Annotated in this window: 18 protein-coding genes and 1 pseudogene; 17 read left to right on the forward strand and 2 right to left on the reverse strand. The window is 38.7% G+C overall.

Translation table 11 applies throughout. The features are described 5' to 3' along the window. The first annotated feature begins 426 nt into the window (after positions 1 to 426). Both HMPREF2963_RS08040 and thrS read left to right on the forward strand, forming a co-directional pair. A complete protein-coding gene (locus HMPREF2963_RS08040) occupies positions 427 to 1,068 on the forward strand; it encodes an adenylate kinase family protein (RefSeq protein WP_070669356.1) in 642 nt (213 codons plus the stop codon). After that, entirely contained in the window at positions 1,061 to 3,013 is a 1,953-nt protein-coding gene (gene thrS, locus HMPREF2963_RS08045) for a threonine--tRNA ligase (protein ID WP_070669357.1), read from the forward strand. The genes HMPREF2963_RS08040 and thrS overlap by 8 nt, the downstream gene beginning before the upstream one ends. A 188-nt stretch (positions 3,014 to 3,201) precedes the next feature. Here the strand turns inward: thrS and HMPREF2963_RS08050 are convergent, their stop codons facing one another. Next, positions 3,202 to 3,756, reverse strand: coding sequence for a TetR/AcrR family transcriptional regulator (locus HMPREF2963_RS08050; RefSeq protein WP_003068478.1), 555 nt, complete (start codon positions 3,754 to 3,756; stop codon positions 3,202 to 3,204). 133 nt (positions 3,757 to 3,889) lie between these two features. Between HMPREF2963_RS08050 and HMPREF2963_RS08055 the strand changes: the two genes are divergently transcribed. The 4 genes from HMPREF2963_RS08055 to HMPREF2963_RS08070 all read left to right on the forward strand — a co-directional run bounded on the left by HMPREF2963_RS08055 (position 3,890) and on the right by HMPREF2963_RS08070 (position 9,401). Continuing rightward, positions 3,890 to 4,591 carry an ABC transporter ATP-binding protein gene (locus tag HMPREF2963_RS08055; protein WP_006269667.1) on the forward strand — a complete coding sequence of 234 codons (702 nt, stop codon included), beginning with the start codon at positions 3,890 to 3,892 and terminating at the stop codon, positions 4,589 to 4,591. Between the two features lie 14 nt (positions 4,592 to 4,605). Further along, positions 4,606 to 7,971, forward strand: a complete 3,366-nt coding sequence (locus HMPREF2963_RS08060; protein ID WP_070669358.1) for an FtsX-like permease family protein — start codon at positions 4,606 to 4,608, stop codon at positions 7,969 to 7,971. A 91-nt stretch (positions 7,972 to 8,062) separates the two neighbouring features. Next, positions 8,063 to 8,905 (forward strand): metallophosphoesterase family protein, encoded by an 843-nt coding sequence (locus tag HMPREF2963_RS08065; RefSeq protein ID WP_070669359.1) that lies wholly within the window; start codon positions 8,063 to 8,065, stop codon positions 8,903 to 8,905. Between the two features lie 58 nt (positions 8,906 to 8,963). Beyond that, positions 8,964 to 9,401 carry an Rrf2 family transcriptional regulator gene (locus HMPREF2963_RS08070; protein WP_037598567.1) on the forward strand — a complete coding sequence of 146 codons (438 nt, stop codon included), beginning with the start codon at positions 8,964 to 8,966 and terminating at the stop codon, positions 9,399 to 9,401. A gap of 44 nt (positions 9,402 to 9,445) precedes the next feature. On the opposite strand, the gene HMPREF2963_RS08075 is transcribed toward HMPREF2963_RS08070, so the two are convergent. After that, positions 9,446 to 10,222, reverse strand: a complete 777-nt coding sequence (locus HMPREF2963_RS08075) for a glycyl-radical enzyme activating protein (RefSeq protein ID WP_070669360.1) — start codon at positions 10,220 to 10,222, stop codon at positions 9,446 to 9,448. Positions 10,223 to 10,354: 132 nt separating this feature from the next. Here HMPREF2963_RS08075 and HMPREF2963_RS08080 point away from each other — a divergent pair, with 132 nt between their 5' ends. From HMPREF2963_RS08080 to HMPREF2963_RS08125, 11 genes and pseudogenes are all read left to right on the forward strand, one after another. Next, positions 10,355 to 11,098 carry a DeoR/GlpR family DNA-binding transcription regulator gene (locus HMPREF2963_RS08080; RefSeq protein ID WP_003028982.1) on the forward strand — a complete coding sequence of 248 codons (744 nt, stop codon included), beginning with the start codon at positions 10,355 to 10,357 and terminating at the stop codon, positions 11,096 to 11,098. Positions 11,099 to 11,116: 18 nt separating this feature from the next. Next, entirely contained in the window at positions 11,117 to 12,079 is a 963-nt protein-coding gene (locus HMPREF2963_RS08085; protein WP_049516583.1) for a sugar-binding transcriptional regulator, read from the forward strand. A gap of 245 nt (positions 12,080 to 12,324) precedes the next feature. Continuing rightward, positions 12,325 to 12,648 carry a PTS lactose/cellobiose transporter subunit IIA gene (locus tag HMPREF2963_RS08090; RefSeq protein WP_003023891.1) on the forward strand — a complete coding sequence of 108 codons (324 nt, stop codon included), beginning with the start codon at positions 12,325 to 12,327 and terminating at the stop codon, positions 12,646 to 12,648. A gap of 20 nt (positions 12,649 to 12,668) precedes the next feature. Then, a complete protein-coding gene (locus tag HMPREF2963_RS08095) occupies positions 12,669 to 12,989 on the forward strand; it encodes a PTS sugar transporter subunit IIB (protein WP_003023895.1) in 321 nt (106 codons plus the stop codon). Positions 12,990 to 12,991: 2 nt separating this feature from the next. After that, positions 12,992 to 14,293, forward strand: a complete 1,302-nt coding sequence (locus HMPREF2963_RS08100; RefSeq protein WP_006268325.1) for a PTS sugar transporter subunit IIC — start codon at positions 12,992 to 12,994, stop codon at positions 14,291 to 14,293. A gap of 167 nt (positions 14,294 to 14,460) precedes the next feature. After that, positions 14,461 to 16,902 (forward strand): glycyl radical protein, encoded by a 2,442-nt coding sequence (locus tag HMPREF2963_RS08105; RefSeq protein WP_070669361.1) that lies wholly within the window; start codon positions 14,461 to 14,463, stop codon positions 16,900 to 16,902. A gap of 14 nt (positions 16,903 to 16,916) precedes the next feature. After that, on the forward strand, positions 16,917 to 17,585 hold the full coding sequence (locus HMPREF2963_RS08110; RefSeq protein WP_070669362.1) for a fructose-6-phosphate aldolase: 669 nt from the start codon (positions 16,917 to 16,919) through the stop codon (positions 17,583 to 17,585). Positions 17,586 to 17,615: 30 nt separating this feature from the next. Continuing rightward, positions 17,616 to 18,704, forward strand: a complete 1,089-nt coding sequence (locus tag HMPREF2963_RS08115; RefSeq protein ID WP_006269607.1) for a glycerol dehydrogenase — start codon at positions 17,616 to 17,618, stop codon at positions 18,702 to 18,704. Between the two features lie 155 nt (positions 18,705 to 18,859). Then, positions 18,860 to 19,426, forward strand: coding sequence for a GrpB family protein (locus HMPREF2963_RS08120; protein ID WP_006269696.1), 567 nt, complete (start codon positions 18,860 to 18,862; stop codon positions 19,424 to 19,426). Positions 19,427 to 19,478: 52 nt separating this feature from the next. Further along, positions 19,479 to 19,725 (forward strand): annotated as a pseudogene (locus tag HMPREF2963_RS09455) (CD1845 family protein). A gap of 31 nt (positions 19,726 to 19,756) precedes the next feature. After that, positions 19,757 to 20,071, forward strand: coding sequence for a TfoX/Sxy family protein (locus tag HMPREF2963_RS08125; protein WP_003032465.1), 315 nt, complete (start codon positions 19,757 to 19,759; stop codon positions 20,069 to 20,071). Positions 20,072 to 20,101 lie beyond the last annotated feature (30 nt).

Genomic DNA, 20,101 nt, shown 5'->3' on the forward strand with positions numbered 1-20,101 from the left:
TTAGAGCTGTGCTGTTTCGAATGGTTCCAAAACGTGGCGGAAGCATTGGAAGTTTAGCTACAAGTTTTAGAGCTGTGCTGTTTCGAATGGTTCCAAAACTGACCTATTCTTTTCTTCCAAATTCCCAAAAATTCAGACACAAACCATCTGATTGTAAAGCTTGCAAATTTTTTTAATCGTGCTATAATATTTCTTAGAGACATACCGCTGGTTGGAATTTTTTAGAGAACGCGTGGGGCTGGAAAACGTGTAGAGGAAGGCAGTTGGGACTACTCTAAAGTAACTTTTATGCAAACATAAAACGGTGGCTACGTTAAAGCCAGTCTGAGGTGTAGGTCTTTTTGATATGCACGAATGAAGGTGGAACCACGTTGCGACGTCCTTTTATGGATGCCGCTTTTTATTTTGTCAGAAGGAGGAAGAATTATGCTTTATATGATTGGCGGATCGCCTTGCAGCGGGAAGTCAACAATTGCTTCACTTCTTGCTAGACAGTATCAGCTGCTTCATATCAAGCTGGATGATTTGGTAGACGAGATGATGAGTCAAGCAAGTGTAGACTCACGGCCGATTTGCCTTCTTAGACAGGACAGAAATCCGGAACAAATCTGGATGAGAAATCCAGAAGAGATGGCAGATGAAGAATGGCGCTTTTATGAAGAGATTTTTCCTTATGTAAAATCTTACTTGATAAAAAATCAAGATAGACCACTCTTGTTGGAGGGGGCAGGACTTTTGCCTCACTTGGTAAAGGAGCTTGAATGGCCAGCGTCTTCCTATCTATGCTTGACTCCGACAGCTGATTTTCAGAAAAAGCATTATAAACAGAGAGAATGGGTTCCTTATGTCTTAGAGGGAACAACCAATCCTGAGCAAGCTTTTGAAAACTGGATGCAGCGAGACATTCTTTTTGCCCAAATGGTTCGGAAGGAAGCGATGAAATTAGGCTATCCTAGCCTCATAGCAGATGGTAGTCAATCAGAAAAGCAGACTGTGGAAGAGGTTGCTCGGCTCTTAAAATTGTCCAATATAAACAGAATAGATACTAAAGGAGAAAATTATGATTAAGATTACTTTCCCAGATGGCGCTGTGCGTGAATTCGAATCTGGCGTAACAACTTTTGAAATTGCTCAATCTATTAGCAATTCTCTTGCTAAGAAAGCCTTGGCTGGTAAATTCAACGGCAAACTCATCGATACCACTCGTGCCATTACAGAAGATGGATCAATCGAGATTGTGACACCTGACCACGAAGACGCTTTGGATATCTTGCGTCACTCTGCCGCTCACTTGTTTGCGCAAGCTACTCGTCGTCTCTTCCCAGAGATTCACTTAGGGGTTGGTCCTGCTATTCAGGACGGTTTCTACTACGATACGGACAATACAGCTGGTCAAATCTCTAACGAAGATCTGCCTCGTATCGAAGAAGAAATGAAGAAGATTGTCAAGGAAAATTTCCCGTCAATCCGCGAAGAAGTGACAAAGGATGAAGCACGAGAAATTTTCAAAAACGATCCTTACAAGTTAGAATTGATTGAGGAGCATTCAGAAGACGAAGGAGGTCTTACAATTTACCGTCAAGGTGAATATGTGGATCTCTGCCGTGGACCTCATGTACCGTCAACTGGGCGTATTCAAATTTTCCATTTGCTCAATGTAGCAGGTGCTTACTGGCGTGGGAACAGTGACAATGCTATGATGCAACGGATTTATGGAACAGCTTGGTTTGATAAGAAAGACCTAAAAAACTATCTTCAAATGCGTGAAGAAGCCAAGGAACGTGATCACCGTAAGCTCGGTAAAGAGCTTGATCTTTTCATGATTTCTCCTGAGGTTGGGCAAGGTCTTCCATTTTGGCTTCCAGATGGTGCGACTATTCGTCGTATCGTAGAACGCTATATTACAGACCGTGAAGTCAATGATGGTTACCAACATGTATATACACCACCACTTGCAAGTGTAGAATTATATAAAACTTCTGGTCACTGGGAACATTACCAAGAAGATATGTTTCCACCGATGGATATGGGAGATGGTGAACAATTTGTTCTTCGTCCGATGAATTGCCCACACCATATTGAGGTTTATAAAAACCATGTTCATTCTTATCGTGAGTTACCTATTCGTATTGCGGAACTTGGTATGATGCATCGCTTTGAAAAATCAGGTGCACTTTCAGGACTCCAACGTGTTCGTGAAATGACCCTAAACGATTCTCACTTATTTGTCATGCCAGAGCAAATTCAAGAAGAATTTAAACATGTGCTGGATTTGATGATTGACGTTTACAAAGACTTCAATATTACAGACTATCGTTTCCGTCTGTCTTATCGTGATCCGAATGACAAACATAAATATTTTGATAATGATGAAATGTGGGAAAATGCTCAACGCATGCTAAAAGGAGCAATGGATGATTTAGGTTTGGACTATTTTGAGGCAGAAGGCGAAGCTGCTTTCTACGGTCCTAAGTTGGATGTTCAAGTAAAAACAGCTCTTGGAAATGAAGAAACTCTTTCCACTATTCAATTGGACTTCTTGCTACCAGAACGTTTTGATCTTCATTATATCGGAGCAGACGGTGAAGAGCATCGTCCAGTCATGATTCACCGTGGTATTGTGTCTACGATGGAACGCTTTATTGCTTACTTGATTGAAACTTACAAAGGTGCGTTCCCAACTTGGCTGGCACCTCATCAAGTGACGGTCATTCCAATTTCTAATGAAGCGCATGCTGATTACGCTTGGAAAGTAGCGAAAGAACTGCGCAATCGTGGTGTCCGTGTGGATGTCGATGAACGCAATGAAAAAATGCAATACAAGATTCGTCAAAGTCAAACTCATAAAGTTCCTTATCAATTGATTGTAGGGGACAAGGAACAAGCAGATGGTACGGTGAATGTCCGTCGTTATGGCAGCAAACAAACGCATACAGAAACACTTGCAGAATTTGTAGACCATATTTTGGCTGATATTGCTAGAAAATCACGCATAGATGATAAGGATAACTAAGCTAAAAAGTAGATGATAGGTTGCAATGATGACACGACTGGTTATAAAGATATGCAATAGAACATCATAGCCTGTATGCTGTCGTCTCATTTTACAACCTTTCAATTTCTGAGCTTTAGAAAAAATGTATATCAAAAACTCTATTTCTAATTGAGGAAATCCCTTTTATAGAAATAGAGTTTTTTAGTTTACAATCGCCAAGCATCGTAATCAAAGGTTTGTAAAATCATATTCGTCATTTCTTCAGGCGTTTCTTTAGTGCCGCTTGAAATCCAGAGTGAGATAATGCCCTCTATGCTAGATAGAAAAACTTCAAGTGCATATTTTTCAGAAATGGGGAAATTTTCTTTTAAAAAGTGTTCGGTTTGAACTTTGTGCTGATCGTTCGTTAAAATACTAAGCATAAATTCACGGATTGTTTCACGGAAATTGAGGTAATGACTTTGAGAAACAGCATAAATTAGGTCATGGTTTTGTTGGAGATAGCTTAGATTGGTAATGATTAGGTCATGTGTGTTTGTAGTTTCTTCAAAATTTTTACGTAATTGGGAAATAATTTCTTCTTTTAGTGTTTCAATTAGGTCGAATTTATCAAGATAATGAAGGTAGAAAGTTCCACGGTTGATACCTGCTCGTTGACAGAGTTTACTAACGGAAATTGTTTCAAATTTTTCTTCTAACAAGAGCTGAATGAGGGCTTCTCTGATATGCTGCTTGGTTGCTGTTTGTCGATTTTGTACCATAATACTCCTTAAATGAACACTCTGTTGATAATTGATGATTGCCTTTATGTTAAGTCTATTTTATAATAAAGATAGGATTCAATCAACAGCTTGTTTATTTAATTGGACATGGAAACTGAAAGAGGAAAAGGCGATGGCTTATATTGAAATGAAGCATAGTTACAAACGATATCAAATGGGAGACACAGAAATCATTGCTAACAATGACATCTCTTTTGAGATTGAAAAAGGTGAGCTAGTCATCATTCTTGGAGCTTCAGGCGCTGGAAAATCAACGATTTTGAATATTCTTGGTGGAATGGATAGCAATGACGAGGGAGATGTCCTGATTGATGGGCAAAATATAGCACATTACAACGCTCACCAGTTGACGGACTATCGGAGAAATGATGTTGGTTTTGTATTTCAATTTTATAATTTAGTTCCTAATCTGACGGCGCTAGAGAATGTTGAGCTGGCTTCAGAAATTGTTCAAGATGCACAGGATGCAGCAGAAGCGCTAGCAGCAGTTGGCTTGGAAAATCGTCTCAATAATTTTCCTACTCAATTATCTGGTGGCGAGCAGCAACGTGTTTCCATTGCGCGTGCCGTGGCAAAAAATCCTAAAATTTTGCTTTGTGATGAACCAACAGGCGCGCTGGATTATAAAACAGGTAAGCATGTGTTGCAAATCCTTCAAGATATGTCACGTAAACAAGGTGCGACAGTGATTATTGTGACCCACAATAGTGCCTTAGCTCCGATTGCAGACCGTGTGATTCATATGCATGACGCACGGATACAATCCGTCACTTTGAATGAACATCCTCAAGATATTGCAAGTCTAGAGTATTAGTGAGGAGTGGTGATATGAAAAAATCCATTCTAAATAAGGACATCAGGCTCTCTTTTCGTCAGTCCAAAGGACGCTTTCTGTCTATTATGTTTTTAATGATGTTAGGTTCTTTTGCGTTAGTAGGACTGAAAGCAGCCAGTCCAGACATTGAAAATTCAGCCAATCGTTATCTTTCGCAGATGAAAATGATGGATGTGGCAGTGATGTCAGACTATGGTATCAGCAAAGCTGATCAAAAAGAACTGAATGCAATTCCAAATACATATGTGGAATATGGCTATTTTACGGATACGGTGATTGGGGACAGCTCTGCGTCTGTCCGCGTTTTCTCCAAAACAGATAAAATATCCCAATTTAAACTGGTTTCAGGTTATTTTCCAACCAAGGAAGACCAAGTTGCTCTGGCTAGTTTTTGTCAAAGGAAATATAAGATTGGTGATAGCATTACTTTAAACGAGGAAGGGACCAATGAGTATGCTTTGAAACGACATACCTTTACAGTGACAGGATTTGTCAATTCAAGTGAATTGGCTTCAACTATTTCTCTTGGCAGTTCTAACTCAGGGAGTGGTACCTTGTCTGCTTATGCAGTTGTGACGCCCAAAACGTTTCAAAGTTCAGTCTATACGGTCGCTCGTTTGAGATATAACAATTTAAAAACACTCAACTCCTTTGGGGATTCCTATCGAAAAAAGGTAAAACAGCATGAAGATGAGTTAGAAAAGCTACTAGCTGATAATGGAAAAAAACGTTTATCAGAGATAAAAGCCCAAGCACAGACAAAAATTGCGGACGGAGAAGCAAAAATTCAAACTTCTCAACAAGCATTGGCAGATGCCCAGCAGCAACTAAGGAATGCGCAGGATCAAATTGATCAAAAAAGAGCAGATTTAGAGGTTGCTCAAGGTCAACTAACTGAAAAAGAAAGCTTGCTTGCACAGGGCGCAGCTCAAATTGCACAGGCTGAACAAATTTTAGCAAGCTCGAAAGCAAAATTGGATACAGCCGCTGCTCAACTTTCTTCAGGTTGGGCACAATTGAACCAAATGAAAGCCCAATTAGATCAGGCAGCTAGTCAGTTGTCTGCTGCAAAAGAAAATGGAACAAATACTCAAGCTACATTAGCCATAGCGCAGGCGGAATTGGAAAAAGGTCAAGTTCAATTAGCAGCAGCTAAAGCGAATTTGCAGAAAAAAATGACCGCGCTTCAAGCACAAGGAATTGATCCAGCAACAGTGCCTGAAATTGTGGCAGCACAAACTCAACTAGCACAAGAAGAAGCGAAATTAAATCTTGCTCGTGCAGAATTAGAGAAAAAGCAGGCTGAATTTCAAGCTGGATTGTCACAGTACCAAAGCCAAGAAACGGTTTATCAAACGGGACTTGCCCAATACCAATCTGTTGTCGTGACATTGCGTGCGAAACAAGCTGAATATGACGCAGGCTTGGCTCAATATCAAAGTGGTCAGGCAACCTTAAGAGATAAGCAAGCCAAGTACCAAGCAGGCCAGGCCCAATTGGCGCAGGCAAAACAACAAATTGCAGATGGTCAGACGCAATTAAACCAAGCTCAGGCAACATTGAACGATAAAAAAACTGAATATGCGAAGCAAAAGAAAGATGCTGGAACAAAAATAAAAAATGGTCAAGCGGACATTCAAAAGGCAAAAGATGAAGTAGCGGGTTTGTCTGTGCCAACCTACCGTGTGTATACACGCCGTACATTTCCGGGAGCGGACGAGTACACAACAACTGGCAATCGTGCTTATGGCATCTCAGCCGTAGGGAATGCTTTTCCGATTGTACTGTATCTGGTAGCGGCCCTTGTAACAGTCACAACGATGACACGTTTTGTCAGCGAAGAACGCACAAATGCTGGCGTTTTAAAAGCCTTAGGTTATCGGAACCAAGATGTCGTTAAAAAATTTGCCGTCTATGGCTTGGTTTCAAGTTTAATCGGTTCAGTAATTGGAATTTTAGCGGGGACTTATTTCTTACCTTATATTTTAGGGAAAACTATTTTTAAGACATCAACTTATCCAGCTTTGCGATTAGACTTTTATTGGGAAATTAGTCTCATTGCTCTTTTATGCTCGGTCTTGTGTGGCGTCGCACCAGCCCTCTATATTGCACATAAAGAATTGAAAGAAAAGCCGTCTCAATTATTGTTACCTAAGGCACCTAATAAAGGCTCTAAGATCTTGCTAGAGCGGATTGGTTTTATTTGGCATCGCCTTAGTTTTGCGCAAAAAGTAACAGCTCGAAATATCTTTCGCTACAAGCAAAGAATGCTGATGACTATTTTTGGTGTGGCAGGCTCCGTCGCCCTTTTATTTGCTGGTCTCGGTTTGTCATCTTCTATGGCAGGTATAGGAAATCGTCAGTATGGAGAAATTATCAAATATGATGCTGTCATTTCGCAAAAACATTATCTCAAATCTGATGAGCAAGCAGCAATCAGTCAGTTATTGGCAGATAAAAAAATAGCCAAGAAACACGGTATCTATCAGGAAGGATTTACCAAAAAAATTCAAGGAGCAAAAGATGAACAATCTCTCGCGTTATTTGTAACAACAGGCAAGAATTTTCATCATTTCATGGAGCTTAATGAGAGTCGAAGCAAATCGAAATTGATGTTGTCTTCGCATGGAGCGGTCATTTCTCAGAAATTAGCAACCATTATGCATGTTTCTGTTGGGGATACTTTTGAGGTGACTTCTGATGAGGGGAGACGCTATAAAATCAAAGTTTCTGCTATCGCTGAAATGTATGCAGGGCATTTTATCTTTATGAATCAGGACTATTATCAAACAGTATTTGATCGCAAGTTCCAAGAAAATGCTTATCTGATAAAATTGAAAGATTCCTCTAGTAAAAATATACAAGATACTGCAGCAGCATTCATGAAATTAACAGGTGTACGAGCAGTTGTACAAAATACGGGGATTTTGGAACAAATTGATGTTATTGTCAAGTCTCTTGGCTTTGTGATGCAGATTTTAACTGTTGCCTCTATTTTACTAGCCATTGTAATTCTTTATAACTTGATGAACATCAATGTTGCGGAGCGGATTCGAGAATTATCAACGATTAAAGTATTGGGGTTCCATAATAAGGAAGTCACACTTTATATTTATCGAGAGACCATTCTTTTGTCTATTATTGGCATTATTGTAGGCTTGTTTTTAGGAGATATTTTACATCGTTCTCTTTTAGAGACAATTGCTCCGGATGCCTTTCTGCTCAACCCGACAGTATCGGTGTTTGTCTATCTTGTACCAGTCTTTTCTATCATCATGATTTTGATTGTCTTAGGATTTATGGTCAATGCAATATTGAGACGTATTGATATGTTGGAAGCGTTGAAGTCAGTAGATTGATGAGTCAGTAAAACTTTCACTCAAACTTGGGAGTGGAAGTTTTTTCTTGGTTTGTTATAATATTTCTATAAAGGACACGTAAAATGAGACGATGAAACGAAAAATTGCTTTATTATCAGATATTCATGGAAATGTAACGGCATTAGAAGCTGTTTTAGCGGACGCCAAAAAGGAACAGGTGACCGATTACTGGTTTTTGGGAGATTTATTGGCACCCGGAACGGGGCGAAAGAAAATTCTTGACTTAATGGCTACTTTACCGATTAGTCTTCAAGTGCGGGGAAATTGGGAAGATAGCATTTGGAATGCTCTTCATAGGAAATTAAATATCAGTCGCCCTAGTCATTTATATATGGTTTGTTTATGCCAGTATCTTTTGGAAGAAGTCACACCTGAAGAACTAGACCGATTGCATGAGTTGCCTTTGCAGCTTTTGACAAAAGTTGGCGATTTAGAAATTGCTGTGACTCATCATTTGCCAGATAAAAATTGGGGACGAGAGCTAATTCATATTGGTCAACAAGAGAATTTTGATAGCCTGTTTGAAGGTAACAATTGTGCCATTGCCATTTATGGTCATATTCATCAGCAATTTCTTCGTTATGCGACGGGGGGACAGATGATTATCAATCCGGGATCTATCGGTCAGCCGTTTTTTCTAGATGCTTGTTTGCGAAAGGATCTGCGAGCTCAGTATGCTATTTTAAAAATTGATGAACAGGGATTAGCAGATGTCGATTTTCGACGAGTGGCTTATGATGTAAATAAAGAATTGGAAATGGCTAGAACATTGAAGTTGCCTTATTATGAAGTATATTACGAAAGCCTTGTCAATGGGATTCATCACACCCATAACCATGATTTACTTCGAGCAATTAGTGAGCGAGAAGACTATGTTGCGCAGCTTAAGGAGTTTTTTAGACGTAATATATGAAGTCACAACGTAAATAAAGTATATGAGTAATAGAATCAGCAAATGAAAGGAGTTTAACATGCAAATTTCGAGTCGTTTTACCATTGCTACGCACATGTTGACTGTTATAGCACTAGAATGTCAAGAGCACAAAGTAACGAGTGATGTTCTAGCAGCTAGCGTTGGAGTAAACCCTGTTATTATTCGCAAAATCTTATCGCAATTGAAAAGTGCGGATTTGATTTCTGTAGCGCGTGGGAGGGGAGGAGCTATCATTAGGAAAGATTTAAAGGATATTACCCTTTTGGATGTCTATCAAGCAGTAGAAAGTCTGGGAAAATCGGGACAACTCTTTAGCTTTCATGAGCATCCCAATCCGTCTTGTCCCATTGGCAGAAATATTCATTTCGTTTTAGATGATAAATTATCAGAAATTCAAGTAGCAATGGAAAAAGAACTGAGTAAAACCAGCCTTGCAGATGTCGTTGCATCTGCCCAAGAAAAGATAAAAAAATAATCCATTTCGTAAGAAATGGATTGTTTTTTGGAGAAAAAGAGGAGCTAAAAATAACAGTTGATTTCATAATCAAGAAAAACTTGCTGATAATCATAGAGGTCTTCCGGATGTAGAGCTTGCACATTTTCCATTTCATAAGGGCGTTTTAGTAATTTATATTTATTTTCACCGAATTGATGAAAAGGTAAGAGTTGTACTTGGTCAATAGATAATTTTTTAAATAAAATAGCAAATTGTTCGGCATCTTCTAGAGAGTCATTAAAGCTAGGGATAACAGGAATACGCAGGACAATGGTTTTTTGTTGCGAAAAAGCATAATGAATATTTTTGATAATTAGTTCATTTTTGACCCCTGTGACTTTGCGGTGATTGATGGTGTTGTAATGTTTTAAGTCAGTATAGATAAAATCTACATACTGGAGCAAATCAACGAATTTGTTATGATCTACAAAGGCTGTCGTTTCAATCGCTGTATGGATACCTTTTTCTTTGGCAGCTTTAAGGATTGCTTTGGCAAATTCAAATTGGGCAAAGATTTCTCCACCAGACAAGGTCAGGCCTCCACCTGATTCTTCATAAAATTCTCTATCTTTGAGAACTTCTTTGATAATCTCTTCAACGCTTTTTTCCTCTCCCATGGTGATAGTCTTTTTGCTAGAAGCGTCTAACATGGGCTCAGGTTTAAATTTCTGAGATTCTGGATTGGCACACCAAGGACAGCGTAAGGGACAGCCTTTTAGAAAAACAGTTGTCCGAATTCCTGGTCCGTCGTGAATACTAAAATGTTGAATATTAAAAATGATTCCTTTTTCTGCACTCATGATGTACACTCTTTTCTTGCTTATTTTCTTTTATTATATCAAACAAACGAAAGAAAAACAATTACGAATGAAACTATTTTTTATTTTATTTATTCCTTAAATTCTGTTAAAATAAAGAATGAGGTGAATAAAATGGAACGTTTAGATGAAATCGTTAAGCTCGTTTCAGAGTTTGAAAAAATTGATGTTAATACTTTATCTGATAAATTAAAAGTCTCTAAAGTTACGATTCGGAAAGACTTGGATAAGCTGGAAATGAAAGGCTTACTTCATCGGGAGCACGGTTATGCGGTCTTAAATAGTGGTGATGACCTGAATGTCCGGCTTTCTTTTCATTATGATACCAAGCGAAAGATAGCACAAGAAGCGGCAAAAATTGTTGCAGACAATGAAACGATTATCATTGAATCTGGTTCAACTTGTGCTCTGTTAGCTGAAGAAATCTGTCGTACTAAGAAGAATGTGAAAATTATTACAAATTCTTATTTTATCGCAGACTATGTGAGAAAAGTAGATTCTTGCAAGATTATCTTGCTAGGCGGTGAATTTCAGAACGATTCGCAAGTTACGGTCGGTCCTTTGCTTAAGGAAATGATTCAATTTTTCCATGTAGAACATGCTTTTGTAGGGACTGATGGCTATGATGAAGAGCTTGGTTTTACAGGTAAGGATTTAATGCGTAGCGAAGTGGTGCAATATATGTCGGAAGCATCTGATAAAATGATTGTGTTAACAGATTCGAGTAAATTTGATAAAAGAGGGACTGTCAAGCGCTTTGGTTTGAAACAGGTTTCGCAGGTGGTAACCGATCAAGCTATTCCGACAGCCGCGGTTCAACGCCTAAAAGCAGCCAATATCAAATTGACTCTAGTCTGATAAGTAGAGGGAGATAAGATGAAAAGTGAAAGAAAAAGGCTATTAGCTAAGATTGCTTATCTTTATTATGTAGAGGAGAAAAGTCAGGCAGAAATTGCAGCAGAGACAGGGATTTATCGGACAACTGTGAGTCGTATGCTGGCTGAAGCTAAAAAGGAAGGCATTGTCAAAATCGAGATTGAAGCCTTTGATACGCGTTTGTTTCATTTAGAAAATGTAGTGAAAGAGAAGTATGGGTTAAAAGGACTTGAAATCGTAGCAAATCAAGTGGATGATTCACCTTCTGATTTGGAGCAGCGGTTAGCTCAATCAGCGGCAGGAATGCTTCGGGGGATGATTGATGACAATGCTAAAGTTGGATTTTCATGGGGAAAGAGTCTTAGTCTCTTGGTAGAACACTCGGGCAGTCGGCACTTGAATAATGTGCATTTTTTTCCATTGGCTGGCGGACCTAGCCATATTCATGCTCGTTATCATGTTAATACCCTCATTTACAGTATGGCTAATAAATACCATGGGGATTGTCGCTTTATGAATGCGACGATTATACAGGAAGACGAGATCTTAGCAAAAGGAATTTTATCTTCTAAATATTTTGAGGACTTAAAAAGAAGTTGGCAAGAACTAGATGTGGTTGTTGTTGGTATTGGCGGACAAGTGGATGAAAAGAATCGGCAGTGGTTGGATATGCTGACGGCTGAAGATTTTCGTACAGTGGAAAATGAAGGAGCTGTCGGAGAAATTTGTTGCCGCTTTTTTGATGAAAATGGTGAGTTGGTTGATGAACAGTTGCAAAATCGAACAGTTGCTATTTCTTTAGATTATTTAAAAACAGTTCCTTACAGTCTGGCTTTCGCCTATGGTCGTCAAAAAGCTGCCGCTATTTTGGCGGTTTTACGTGCTGGGTATGTCAACCATTTAGTTACAGATGAAGCAACTATTTTAAAAGTGTTGGAATTGGATAATAGTGCAGTTAATTAGTAGTTTATAAAAGTTCTCCTTTTCCTCATTATTTCATTTTCAAAAGGTCAAGAATAATGATTCTGACCCTTTTTATTTTATTCTATAAGCACAAATGTGCGATAAATATAAAAAAAGAGAATTTGTTCAGTGATATATTGACGGAATAAGAGAAAGATGATAAATTTGAGTTACAAACAAAAATAAAACGCTTTCAAATAAAAGAAAGATATATTTTGTAAATAAAAATAGGAGTAACGTTAAATATGGAAGTGATTGTAGCTGATCAAATCATTATGGGGTTAATCTTGCATGCTGGGGATGCCAAACAGCATATTTACCAAGCTTTGTCATTAGCAAAAAATGGTGAGTTTGAAAAGTGTAATGAGTATCTAGAATTGGCAGATCAGGCATTATTAGAAGCTCATAATCTTCAAACGGAGTTTTTGGCACAGGAAGCGGGGGGAACAAAGACAGAAATTACAGCTTTGTTTGTCCACTCTCAGGATCATTTGATGACCAGTATTACAGAAATTAATCTTATCAAGGAAATCATTGACTTGAGAAAAGAATTACAAGTGAAAAAATAAATCATCAGGAGGATGAAGATATGATTAAAATTGGGTTGTTTTGTGCAGCAGGTTTTTCAACAGGAATGTTGGTCAATAATATGAAAATAGCTGCGAAAGAAGCTGGTTTAGAGGTTGAGATTGATGCTTATTCTCAGGCCAAGTTAGCAGATTATGCACCAAACTTGGATGTTGCTTTGTTAGGACCACAAGTAGCTTATACTTTGGATAAGTCAGCTGCCATTTGCGAAGAGAACCATATTCCAATTGCGGTCATTCCAATGGCGGATTATGGCATGCTAGATGGTAAAAAAGTATTGAATCTCGCTTTGGGGCTTTTGGAACAAAAACAAGGAGCTTAGTTATGGCTAAAATAGATACTCAAAAAATTATTGCGCCGATTATGAAATTTGTCAATATGCGCGGTATTATTGCCTTAAAGGATGGTATGTTGGCAATTCTGCCCTTGACAGTTGTTGGAAGTATCTTTCTGATCGTAGGACAGTTACCATTTGAAGGCCTCAATCAGGCGATTGCAGGCATTTTTGGGAAAAATTGGACCGAGCCATTTATGCAGGTTTACTCAGGAACTTTTGCGATTATGGGTTTGATTTCCTGTTTCTCCATAGGATATTCTTATGCTAAAAATAGTGGTGTAGAGCCGTTGCCGGCAGGTGTGTTATCTGTGTCTTCTTTCTTCATTCTTTTAAAATCTTCTTATATTCCAGAAAAAGGTGAAGAAATTACAGACGCGATTGCCAAGATTTGGTTTGGCGGTCAGGGGATTATTGGAGCCATTATTATTGGTTTGGTTGTCGGTAGTATCTATACCATGTTTATTCAAAAACATATTGTTATTAAGATGCCAGAGCAAGTTCCTCAAGCGATCGCCAAGCAATTTGAGGCTATGATTCCAGCTTTTGTGATATTCTTCCTTTCCATGGTAGTCTATATTCTTGCTAAAATGCTGACAAAGGGTGGTACTTTTATCGAAATGATTTACGGTGTGATTCAAGTACCGCTGCAAGGATTGACTGGTTCCCTTTACGGTGCAATCGGTATTGCCTTTTTCATCTCTTTCCTATGGTGGTTTGGTGTACACGGACAATCTGTTGTCAATGGTGTAGTGACCGCTCTCTTACTTTCAAATCTGGATGCTAATAAAGCCTTGCTTGCTGCTGGAAAGTTATCTGTTGGAAAAGGTGCTCACATTGTCACTCAGCAATTCTTGGATAGTTTCCTTATTTTGTCTGGTTCTGGTATTACTTTTGGTTTGGTGGTAGCCATGCTCTTTGCAGCTAAGTCTAAGCAATATAAAGCACTAGGAAAGGTTGCTGCTTTTCCAGCAATCTTTAATGTCAATGAACCGATTGTCTTTGGATTCCCAATTGTTATGAATCCCGTCATGTTCTTGCCTTTTATTCTTGTACCTGTTTTAGCGGCTGTAATTGTTTATGGCTCTATAGCAATTGGCTTTATGCAGCCATTTTCAGGGGTGACCTTGCCATGGAGTACACCAGCTATTATTTCTGGTTTCTTAGTGGCAGGATGGCAAGGTGCTCTCATCCAAGTTGTCATTTTAGCTATGTCCACTCTCATCTATTTCCCATTCTTTAAATTCCAAGACAATCTTGCTTACAGTAATGAACTGAAAGCGGAAGGATAAACTACATTGTATCACTGTAAAGAAATTATTTTAACGTTGGTTGAGCACAAATGTGCAAAAAATCTTTAATTTGATAATTGATTATAAATGATTGAATTTTTGCATCTTGCATGCTACAATAGTTACGAAAGAAATAAAAATAATTTCATAAGAAAGGTTGTGCTGTGATGACTAATGTAAAAGAAATAGAAAAAACGACGATACAAACGAATTATTTTGGTAGTTTAACGGACCGAATGAACAAGTATCGGGAAGATGTGCTGGACAAGAAACCTTATATTGATGCTGAACGTGCTGTTCTTGCGACAAGAGCTTATCAAGAACATAAAGAAAAGCCAAATGTTCTGAAGCGTGCTTATATGCTTAAGGAAATTTTGGAAAATATGACGCTTTATATTGAAGATGAGACCATGATTGTTGGAAATCAGGCTTCATCTAATAAAGATGCACCTATTTTCCCAGAGTATACTTTAGAATTTGTACTCAATGAATTAGATCTTTTTGAAAAGCGCGATGGCGATGTTTTCTATATTACAGAGGAAACCAAAGAACAAATCCGGAGCATCGCTCCCTTCTGGGAAAACAATAACCTCCGTGCTAGAGCTGGGGCTTTACTTCCAGAAGAAGTTCAGGTTTATATGGAAACTGGCTTCTTTGGCATGGAAGGAAAGATGAACTCTGGTGATGCTCACTTGGCAGTCAACTATCAAAAATTGCTTCAATATGGTTTGAAAGGTTTTGAAGAAAAAGCTCGGGCAGCTAAGGAGGCCTTGGATTTGACAGATCCGGCTAGTATTGATAAATATCATTTCTATGATTCAATTTTCATTGTAGTGGATGCTGTGAAAGCTTATGCGGAGCGTTTTGTCAAATTAGCTCAAGATATGGCAGAGTCTGCAAGCCCAGAGCGCCGTCAAGAATTATTGGAAATTGCTCGAATTTGTTCCAAAGTGCCTTACGAACCAGCTGAAACGTTTGCTGAAGCTATTCAGTCTGTCTGGTTTATCCAGTGTATTTTACAGATTGAGTCTAATGGTCACTCCCTCTCTTATGGGCGCTTTGACCAATACATGTATCCTTATGTTAAGTCGGACTTGGAAGCTGGTCGCGAGACGGAAGAAAGCATTGTCGAACGCTTAACCAATCTTTGGATTAAGACGATTACGATCAATAAAGTACGCAGCCAGGCTCATACTTTCTCATCTGCTGGTAGTCCTTTGTATCAAAATGTGACAATTGGTGGACAAACACGTGATAAGAAAGATGCTGTAAATCCCCTTTCTTATCTGGTTTTGAGATCTGTTGCACAGACGCATTTGCCACAGCCAAACTTAACAGTTCGCTACCATGCTGGTCTAGATGCTCGTTTTATGAACGAATGCATAGAAGTTATGAAACTAGGTTTTGGAATGCCTGCTTTCAATAATGACGAGATTATTATTCCGTCCTTTATTGCCAAAGGCGTTTTGGAAGAAGATGCATACGACTACAGTGCTATCGGCTGTGTGGAGACAGCTGTGCCAGGTAAATGGGGCTACCGTTGTACGGGAATGAGCTATATGAACTTCCCTAAGGTGCTTCTCATCACTATGAACGATGGAATTGATCCCGCATCTGGCAAGCGTTTTGCACCAAGCTTCGGTCATTTTAAAGACATGAAGAGCTTTGCTGAGCTGCAAACGGCTTGGGACAAGACTTTGCGCCACTTGACTCGTATGAGTGTCATCGTGGAAAATTCTATCGACCTTTCTCTAGAAAGAGAAGTACCAGATATTCTCTGCTCAGCTTTGACAGACGATTGTATCGGTCGTGGAAAGCATTTGAAAGAAGGCGGAGCTGTCTATGACTATATTTCCGGTTTGCAAGTTGGAATTGCCAATCTATCAGACTCACTAGCAGCAATCAAGAAGCTAGTCTTTGAAGAAGGCAAACTGACTCCAGCTGAACTCTGGCATGCGCTTGAAACGGACTATGCGAGTGAGCGCGGCAAGGAAATTCAGGAGATGTTGATTTCTGATGCACCGAAATATGGTAATGATGATGATTACGCTGATAAGCTGGTGACTGATGCTTATGATATTTATGTGGATGAAATCGCTAAATATCCAAATACCCGTTATGGACGTGGTCCAATTGGCGGTATCCGCTACTCAGGAACATCTTCTATTTCAGCCAATGTTGGTCAAGGTCGTGGTACTTTGGCGACACCAGATGGTCGCAATGCAGGGACACCGCTCGCTGAAGGCTGTTCTCCATCTCACAATATGGACAAGAATGGTCCGACTTCTGTATTGAAATCTGTTTCTAAATTGCCGACAGATGAAATCGTTGGGGGCGTTCTGCTCAATCAAAAAGTGAATCCTCAGACCCTGTCTAAGGAAGAAGATAAAATTAAATTGATTGCTTTACTTCGTACGTTTTTTAACCGTTTACACGGTTATCATATTCAATACAATGTTGTTTCTAGAGAAACCTTGATTGATGCGCAAAAACATCCTGAAAAACACCGTGATTTGATTGTGCGTGTTGCAGGATATTCGGCATTCTTCAATGTACTCTCCAAAGCAACACAAGATGATATTATCGGACGTACAGAACACACATTATAAAAGAGGTCCAGTTTATGGAATTCATGCTTGATACATTAAATGTAGAAGAAATAAAAAAATGGTCGCAAATTCTCCCCTTGGCAGGAGTGACTTCTAACCCGACCATCGCTAAAAAAGAGGGGGAGATTGATTTCTTTAAACGCATCCAAGAAGTTAGAGAAATTATTGGGGAAGCTCCTTCCATTCATATTCAGGTTGTTGCCAAAGATTATCAGGGAATTTTAAAAGATGCCGCTGAAATTCGCAAGCATTGTAGTGGAAATGTGTTTGTCAAAGTACCTGTAACCCCTGAAGGTTTAGCCGCTATAAAGGTTTTAAAAGCAGAAGGTTACAAGATTACGGCAACTGCTATTTATACCATTTTCCAAGGTTTATTAGCCATTCAAGCAGGTGCAGATTATTTAGCTCCTTATTATAACCGTATGGAAAATTTGAACATTGATTCAGATGTAGTTATTGGCCAATTGGCAGATGCGATTGCGAAAGAAGGTTCATCTAGCAAAATTTTAGCAGCTTCCTTTAAAAATGTAGGACAAGTCAACAAGGCTTTTGCTGATGGTACCCATGCTATTACAGCAGGTGCGGATGTCTTTGAAGCAGCTTTTGCTATGCCGTCTATTTCAAAGGCAGTAGATGATTTTGCAGCAGATTGGTCATTCATTCATGGTCAAAAGTACATCTAATCTCCATTTTTGCGTAGGAAGAGGTATTTTATGAGAACTTTTGCAAGCCCTTCTCGCTATATTCAAGGTGAAGATGCCTTATTTGAAAATGCAAAACAGATTTTGAACTTAGGAAACCATCCAGTTTTGCTTTGTGACAACACTGTTTATCAAATTGTAGGAAAGAAGTTCCAATCCTGTCTTACTCGCTATGGACTTCATATATTGCATGTCAGTTTTAATGGTGAAGCTTCGGATAATGAAATCAATCGGGTAGCTGCTTTAGCTGAAAAAGATGGAGCAGATCTAGTGATTGGTCTTGGTGGTGGAAAAACAATTGACAGTGCTAAGGCAATTGCAGATTTATTGGGAAATCCCGTCGTGATTGCACCGACTATTGCTTCGACAGATGCACCAACATCAGCTCTTTCAGTAATTTATACTGAGGAAGGAGCATTTGAAAAATATATTTTTTACACCAAGAACCCAGATCTTGTTCTAGTAGATTCAAAGGTCATTGCTCAAGCTCCAAAGCGCTTGTTGGCTTCTGGAATTGCAGATGGTTTAGCGACTTGGGTTGAAGCGCGTGCGGTTATGCAGGCAAATGGAGAGACCATGCTGGGACAAAGACAGACTTTAGCAGGCGCAGCTATTGCTCAAAAATGTGAAGAAACTCTTTTTGCAGATGGTTTACAAGCACTGGCTGCTTGTGAGGCGCAGGTGGTAACACCAGCTCTTGAGCATATCATTGAGGCTAATACGCTTCTCAGCGGTGTTGGTTTTGAAAGTGGTGGATTGGCTGCTGCTCATGCCATTCACAATGGATTTACAGCTCTGACTGGTGATATTCATCATCTGACTCATGGAGAAAAAGTAGCTTATGGAACGCTAACACAGCTCTTTCTTGAAAACCGTCCAAAAGAGGAGTTGGAAAAATATATTCGTTTCTATCAGAAAATTGGTATGCCCACGACCTTGGCAGAAATGTATTTAGAAAATGCCAGCTATGATGATTTGCTCAAGGTTGGTAAGCAAGCTACTATTGAAGGTGAAACCATTCATCAGATGCCGTTTAAGATTTCAGCATCTGATATTGCAGGTGCTATCCTAGCAGTCGATCGTTATGTAAACTCCTTATAAAAATAAAAAGGAAACAAGTCTGATTAGATTGGACTTGTTTTTTCGTGTAGTGATAGCTAAAAGTTTTAATCAGAAATAATAAACGCCTGATGCACATTGAAAATGTTATAATGATAATAAATGTGAGAAATAAATGCAAACTAGTGGAGAACAGATTGAGTAAAAAATTAGAAGATATGAGTTTAGAAGAATTATGGCAGTTGTTTCCCATATTTCTTGTAAAACATAATAAAGAATGGGCGGATTGGTATGATGAGGAAGCAACTGCTATTTTGTCCCTGATACCAGCTAAATATATAGTAAGAATATCTCATATTGGTAGTACTGCGGTTCAAAATATATGGGCAAAGAATATAGTAGATATATTACTTGAGGTTCGATTAGCAGAAGAACTAGAAATAGTGAAAAATATTCTTGTTGAAAATAAGTGGTTATGCATGAGTCAAAGTACACAGCGAATCTTATTAAATAAAGGATACACAGAGCAAGGTTTTGCAGAAAAAGTCTTTCATCTTCACATTAGAGTTGTCGGAGATAACGATGAACTATATTTCAGAGATTATTTACGTGAGAATCATAATGTAGCGAAAGAATATGAACATTTAAAGCTGAACTTATGGAAGAAATTTGAACATGATAGAGACGGCTACACTGATGCAAAGTGTAAGTTTATTAAACGATATACTAAAATTGCAAAAGAAAAATTTATAGGAAGATATTAAAATAGATACGAGCACTGTGATCGTGCTTTTTAACTTACTTTAAATATGGTAAATTAGTCTTATCTTATCAATTTTAACAACTTTTCTGACATTCTTGCTTGGCATAGGAACGGCGTTGTTGTATATCGTTATGATGTTGCATATTTGGAGCATTAGCTTCTTTCAATCAAGGAGAAGTCGGAATAGGCATATCAGGATTGCTTATCGGCTTCCTATTTAGTCCTTACGGGCTTCCGATGATAGGAGAAACAGTGATAGCGTTTATCAAATTGATAAATGATAAGATTAGGGCGATATAGATAAATTTGAATTTGGAGGGGGATAATCATGGTGAATGAAATTAATGAATATGTTCGCGATAGTTTTTCTAAATCCGGCGATATTGTCATAAAATCTATGATGGGCGGATACCTTGTATATTTTAATGGTAAGCTGATAGGTGACATTTGCAATAATGAACTGTTTTTAAAGAGAACGCCGACATCGGACAGACTGCTTGCAGATTCCGAACTGCGTTATCCGTATGAAGATTCAAAAACCTTGATGCATGTATTTGATAGTTTTGATGATAAGGCTCTAATTCTGGAACTTCTGGATGGTATGTATGCTGAACTTCCGGAAAAGAAACCTGCGAAAGCCAGATGAGAAAGACAAATCTTAATTTATTAGATGAAA

Source organism: Streptococcus sp. HMSC067A03, from assembly GCF_001814295.1.
Classification (GTDB): domain Bacteria; phylum Bacillota; class Bacilli; order Lactobacillales; family Streptococcaceae; genus Streptococcus; species Streptococcus constellatus.

Coding starts and splice junctions, on each gene's coding strand:
- HMPREF2963_RS08085 (WP_049516583.1), top strand. CDS start 11,117: ATGAAAAGTGAAAGAAAAAGGCTATTAGCTAAGATTGCTTATCTTTAT.
- HMPREF2963_RS08070 (WP_037598567.1), top strand. CDS start 8,964: ATGCAAATTTCGAGTCGTTTTACCATTGCTACGCACATGTTGACTGTT.
- HMPREF2963_RS08100 (WP_006268325.1), top strand. CDS start 12,992: ATGGCTAAAATAGATACTCAAAAAATTATTGCGCCGATTATGAAATTT.
- HMPREF2963_RS08065 (WP_070669359.1), top strand. CDS start 8,063: ATGAAACGAAAAATTGCTTTATTATCAGATATTCATGGAAATGTAACG.
- HMPREF2963_RS08105 (WP_070669361.1), top strand. CDS start 14,461: ATGACTAATGTAAAAGAAATAGAAAAAACGACGATACAAACGAATTAT.
- HMPREF2963_RS08115 (WP_006269607.1), top strand. CDS start 17,616: ATGAGAACTTTTGCAAGCCCTTCTCGCTATATTCAAGGTGAAGATGCC.
- HMPREF2963_RS08110 (WP_070669362.1), top strand. CDS start 16,917: ATGGAATTCATGCTTGATACATTAAATGTAGAAGAAATAAAAAAATGG.
- HMPREF2963_RS08095 (WP_003023895.1), top strand. CDS start 12,669: ATGATTAAAATTGGGTTGTTTTGTGCAGCAGGTTTTTCAACAGGAATG.
- HMPREF2963_RS08080 (WP_003028982.1), top strand. CDS start 10,355: ATGGAACGTTTAGATGAAATCGTTAAGCTCGTTTCAGAGTTTGAAAAA.
- HMPREF2963_RS08075 (WP_070669360.1), bottom strand. CDS start 10,222: ATGAGTGCAGAAAAAGGAATCATTTTTAATATTCAACATTTTAGTATT.
- HMPREF2963_RS08060 (WP_070669358.1), top strand. CDS start 4,606: ATGAAAAAATCCATTCTAAATAAGGACATCAGGCTCTCTTTTCGTCAG.
- HMPREF2963_RS08055 (WP_006269667.1), top strand. CDS start 3,890: ATGGCTTATATTGAAATGAAGCATAGTTACAAACGATATCAAATGGGA.
- HMPREF2963_RS08090 (WP_003023891.1), top strand. CDS start 12,325: ATGGAAGTGATTGTAGCTGATCAAATCATTATGGGGTTAATCTTGCAT.
- HMPREF2963_RS08040 (WP_070669356.1), top strand. CDS start 427: ATGCTTTATATGATTGGCGGATCGCCTTGCAGCGGGAAGTCAACAATT.
- HMPREF2963_RS08050 (WP_003068478.1), bottom strand. CDS start 3,756: ATGGTACAAAATCGACAAACAGCAACCAAGCAGCATATCAGAGAAGCC.
- thrS (WP_070669357.1), top strand. CDS start 1,061: ATGATTAAGATTACTTTCCCAGATGGCGCTGTGCGTGAATTCGAATCT.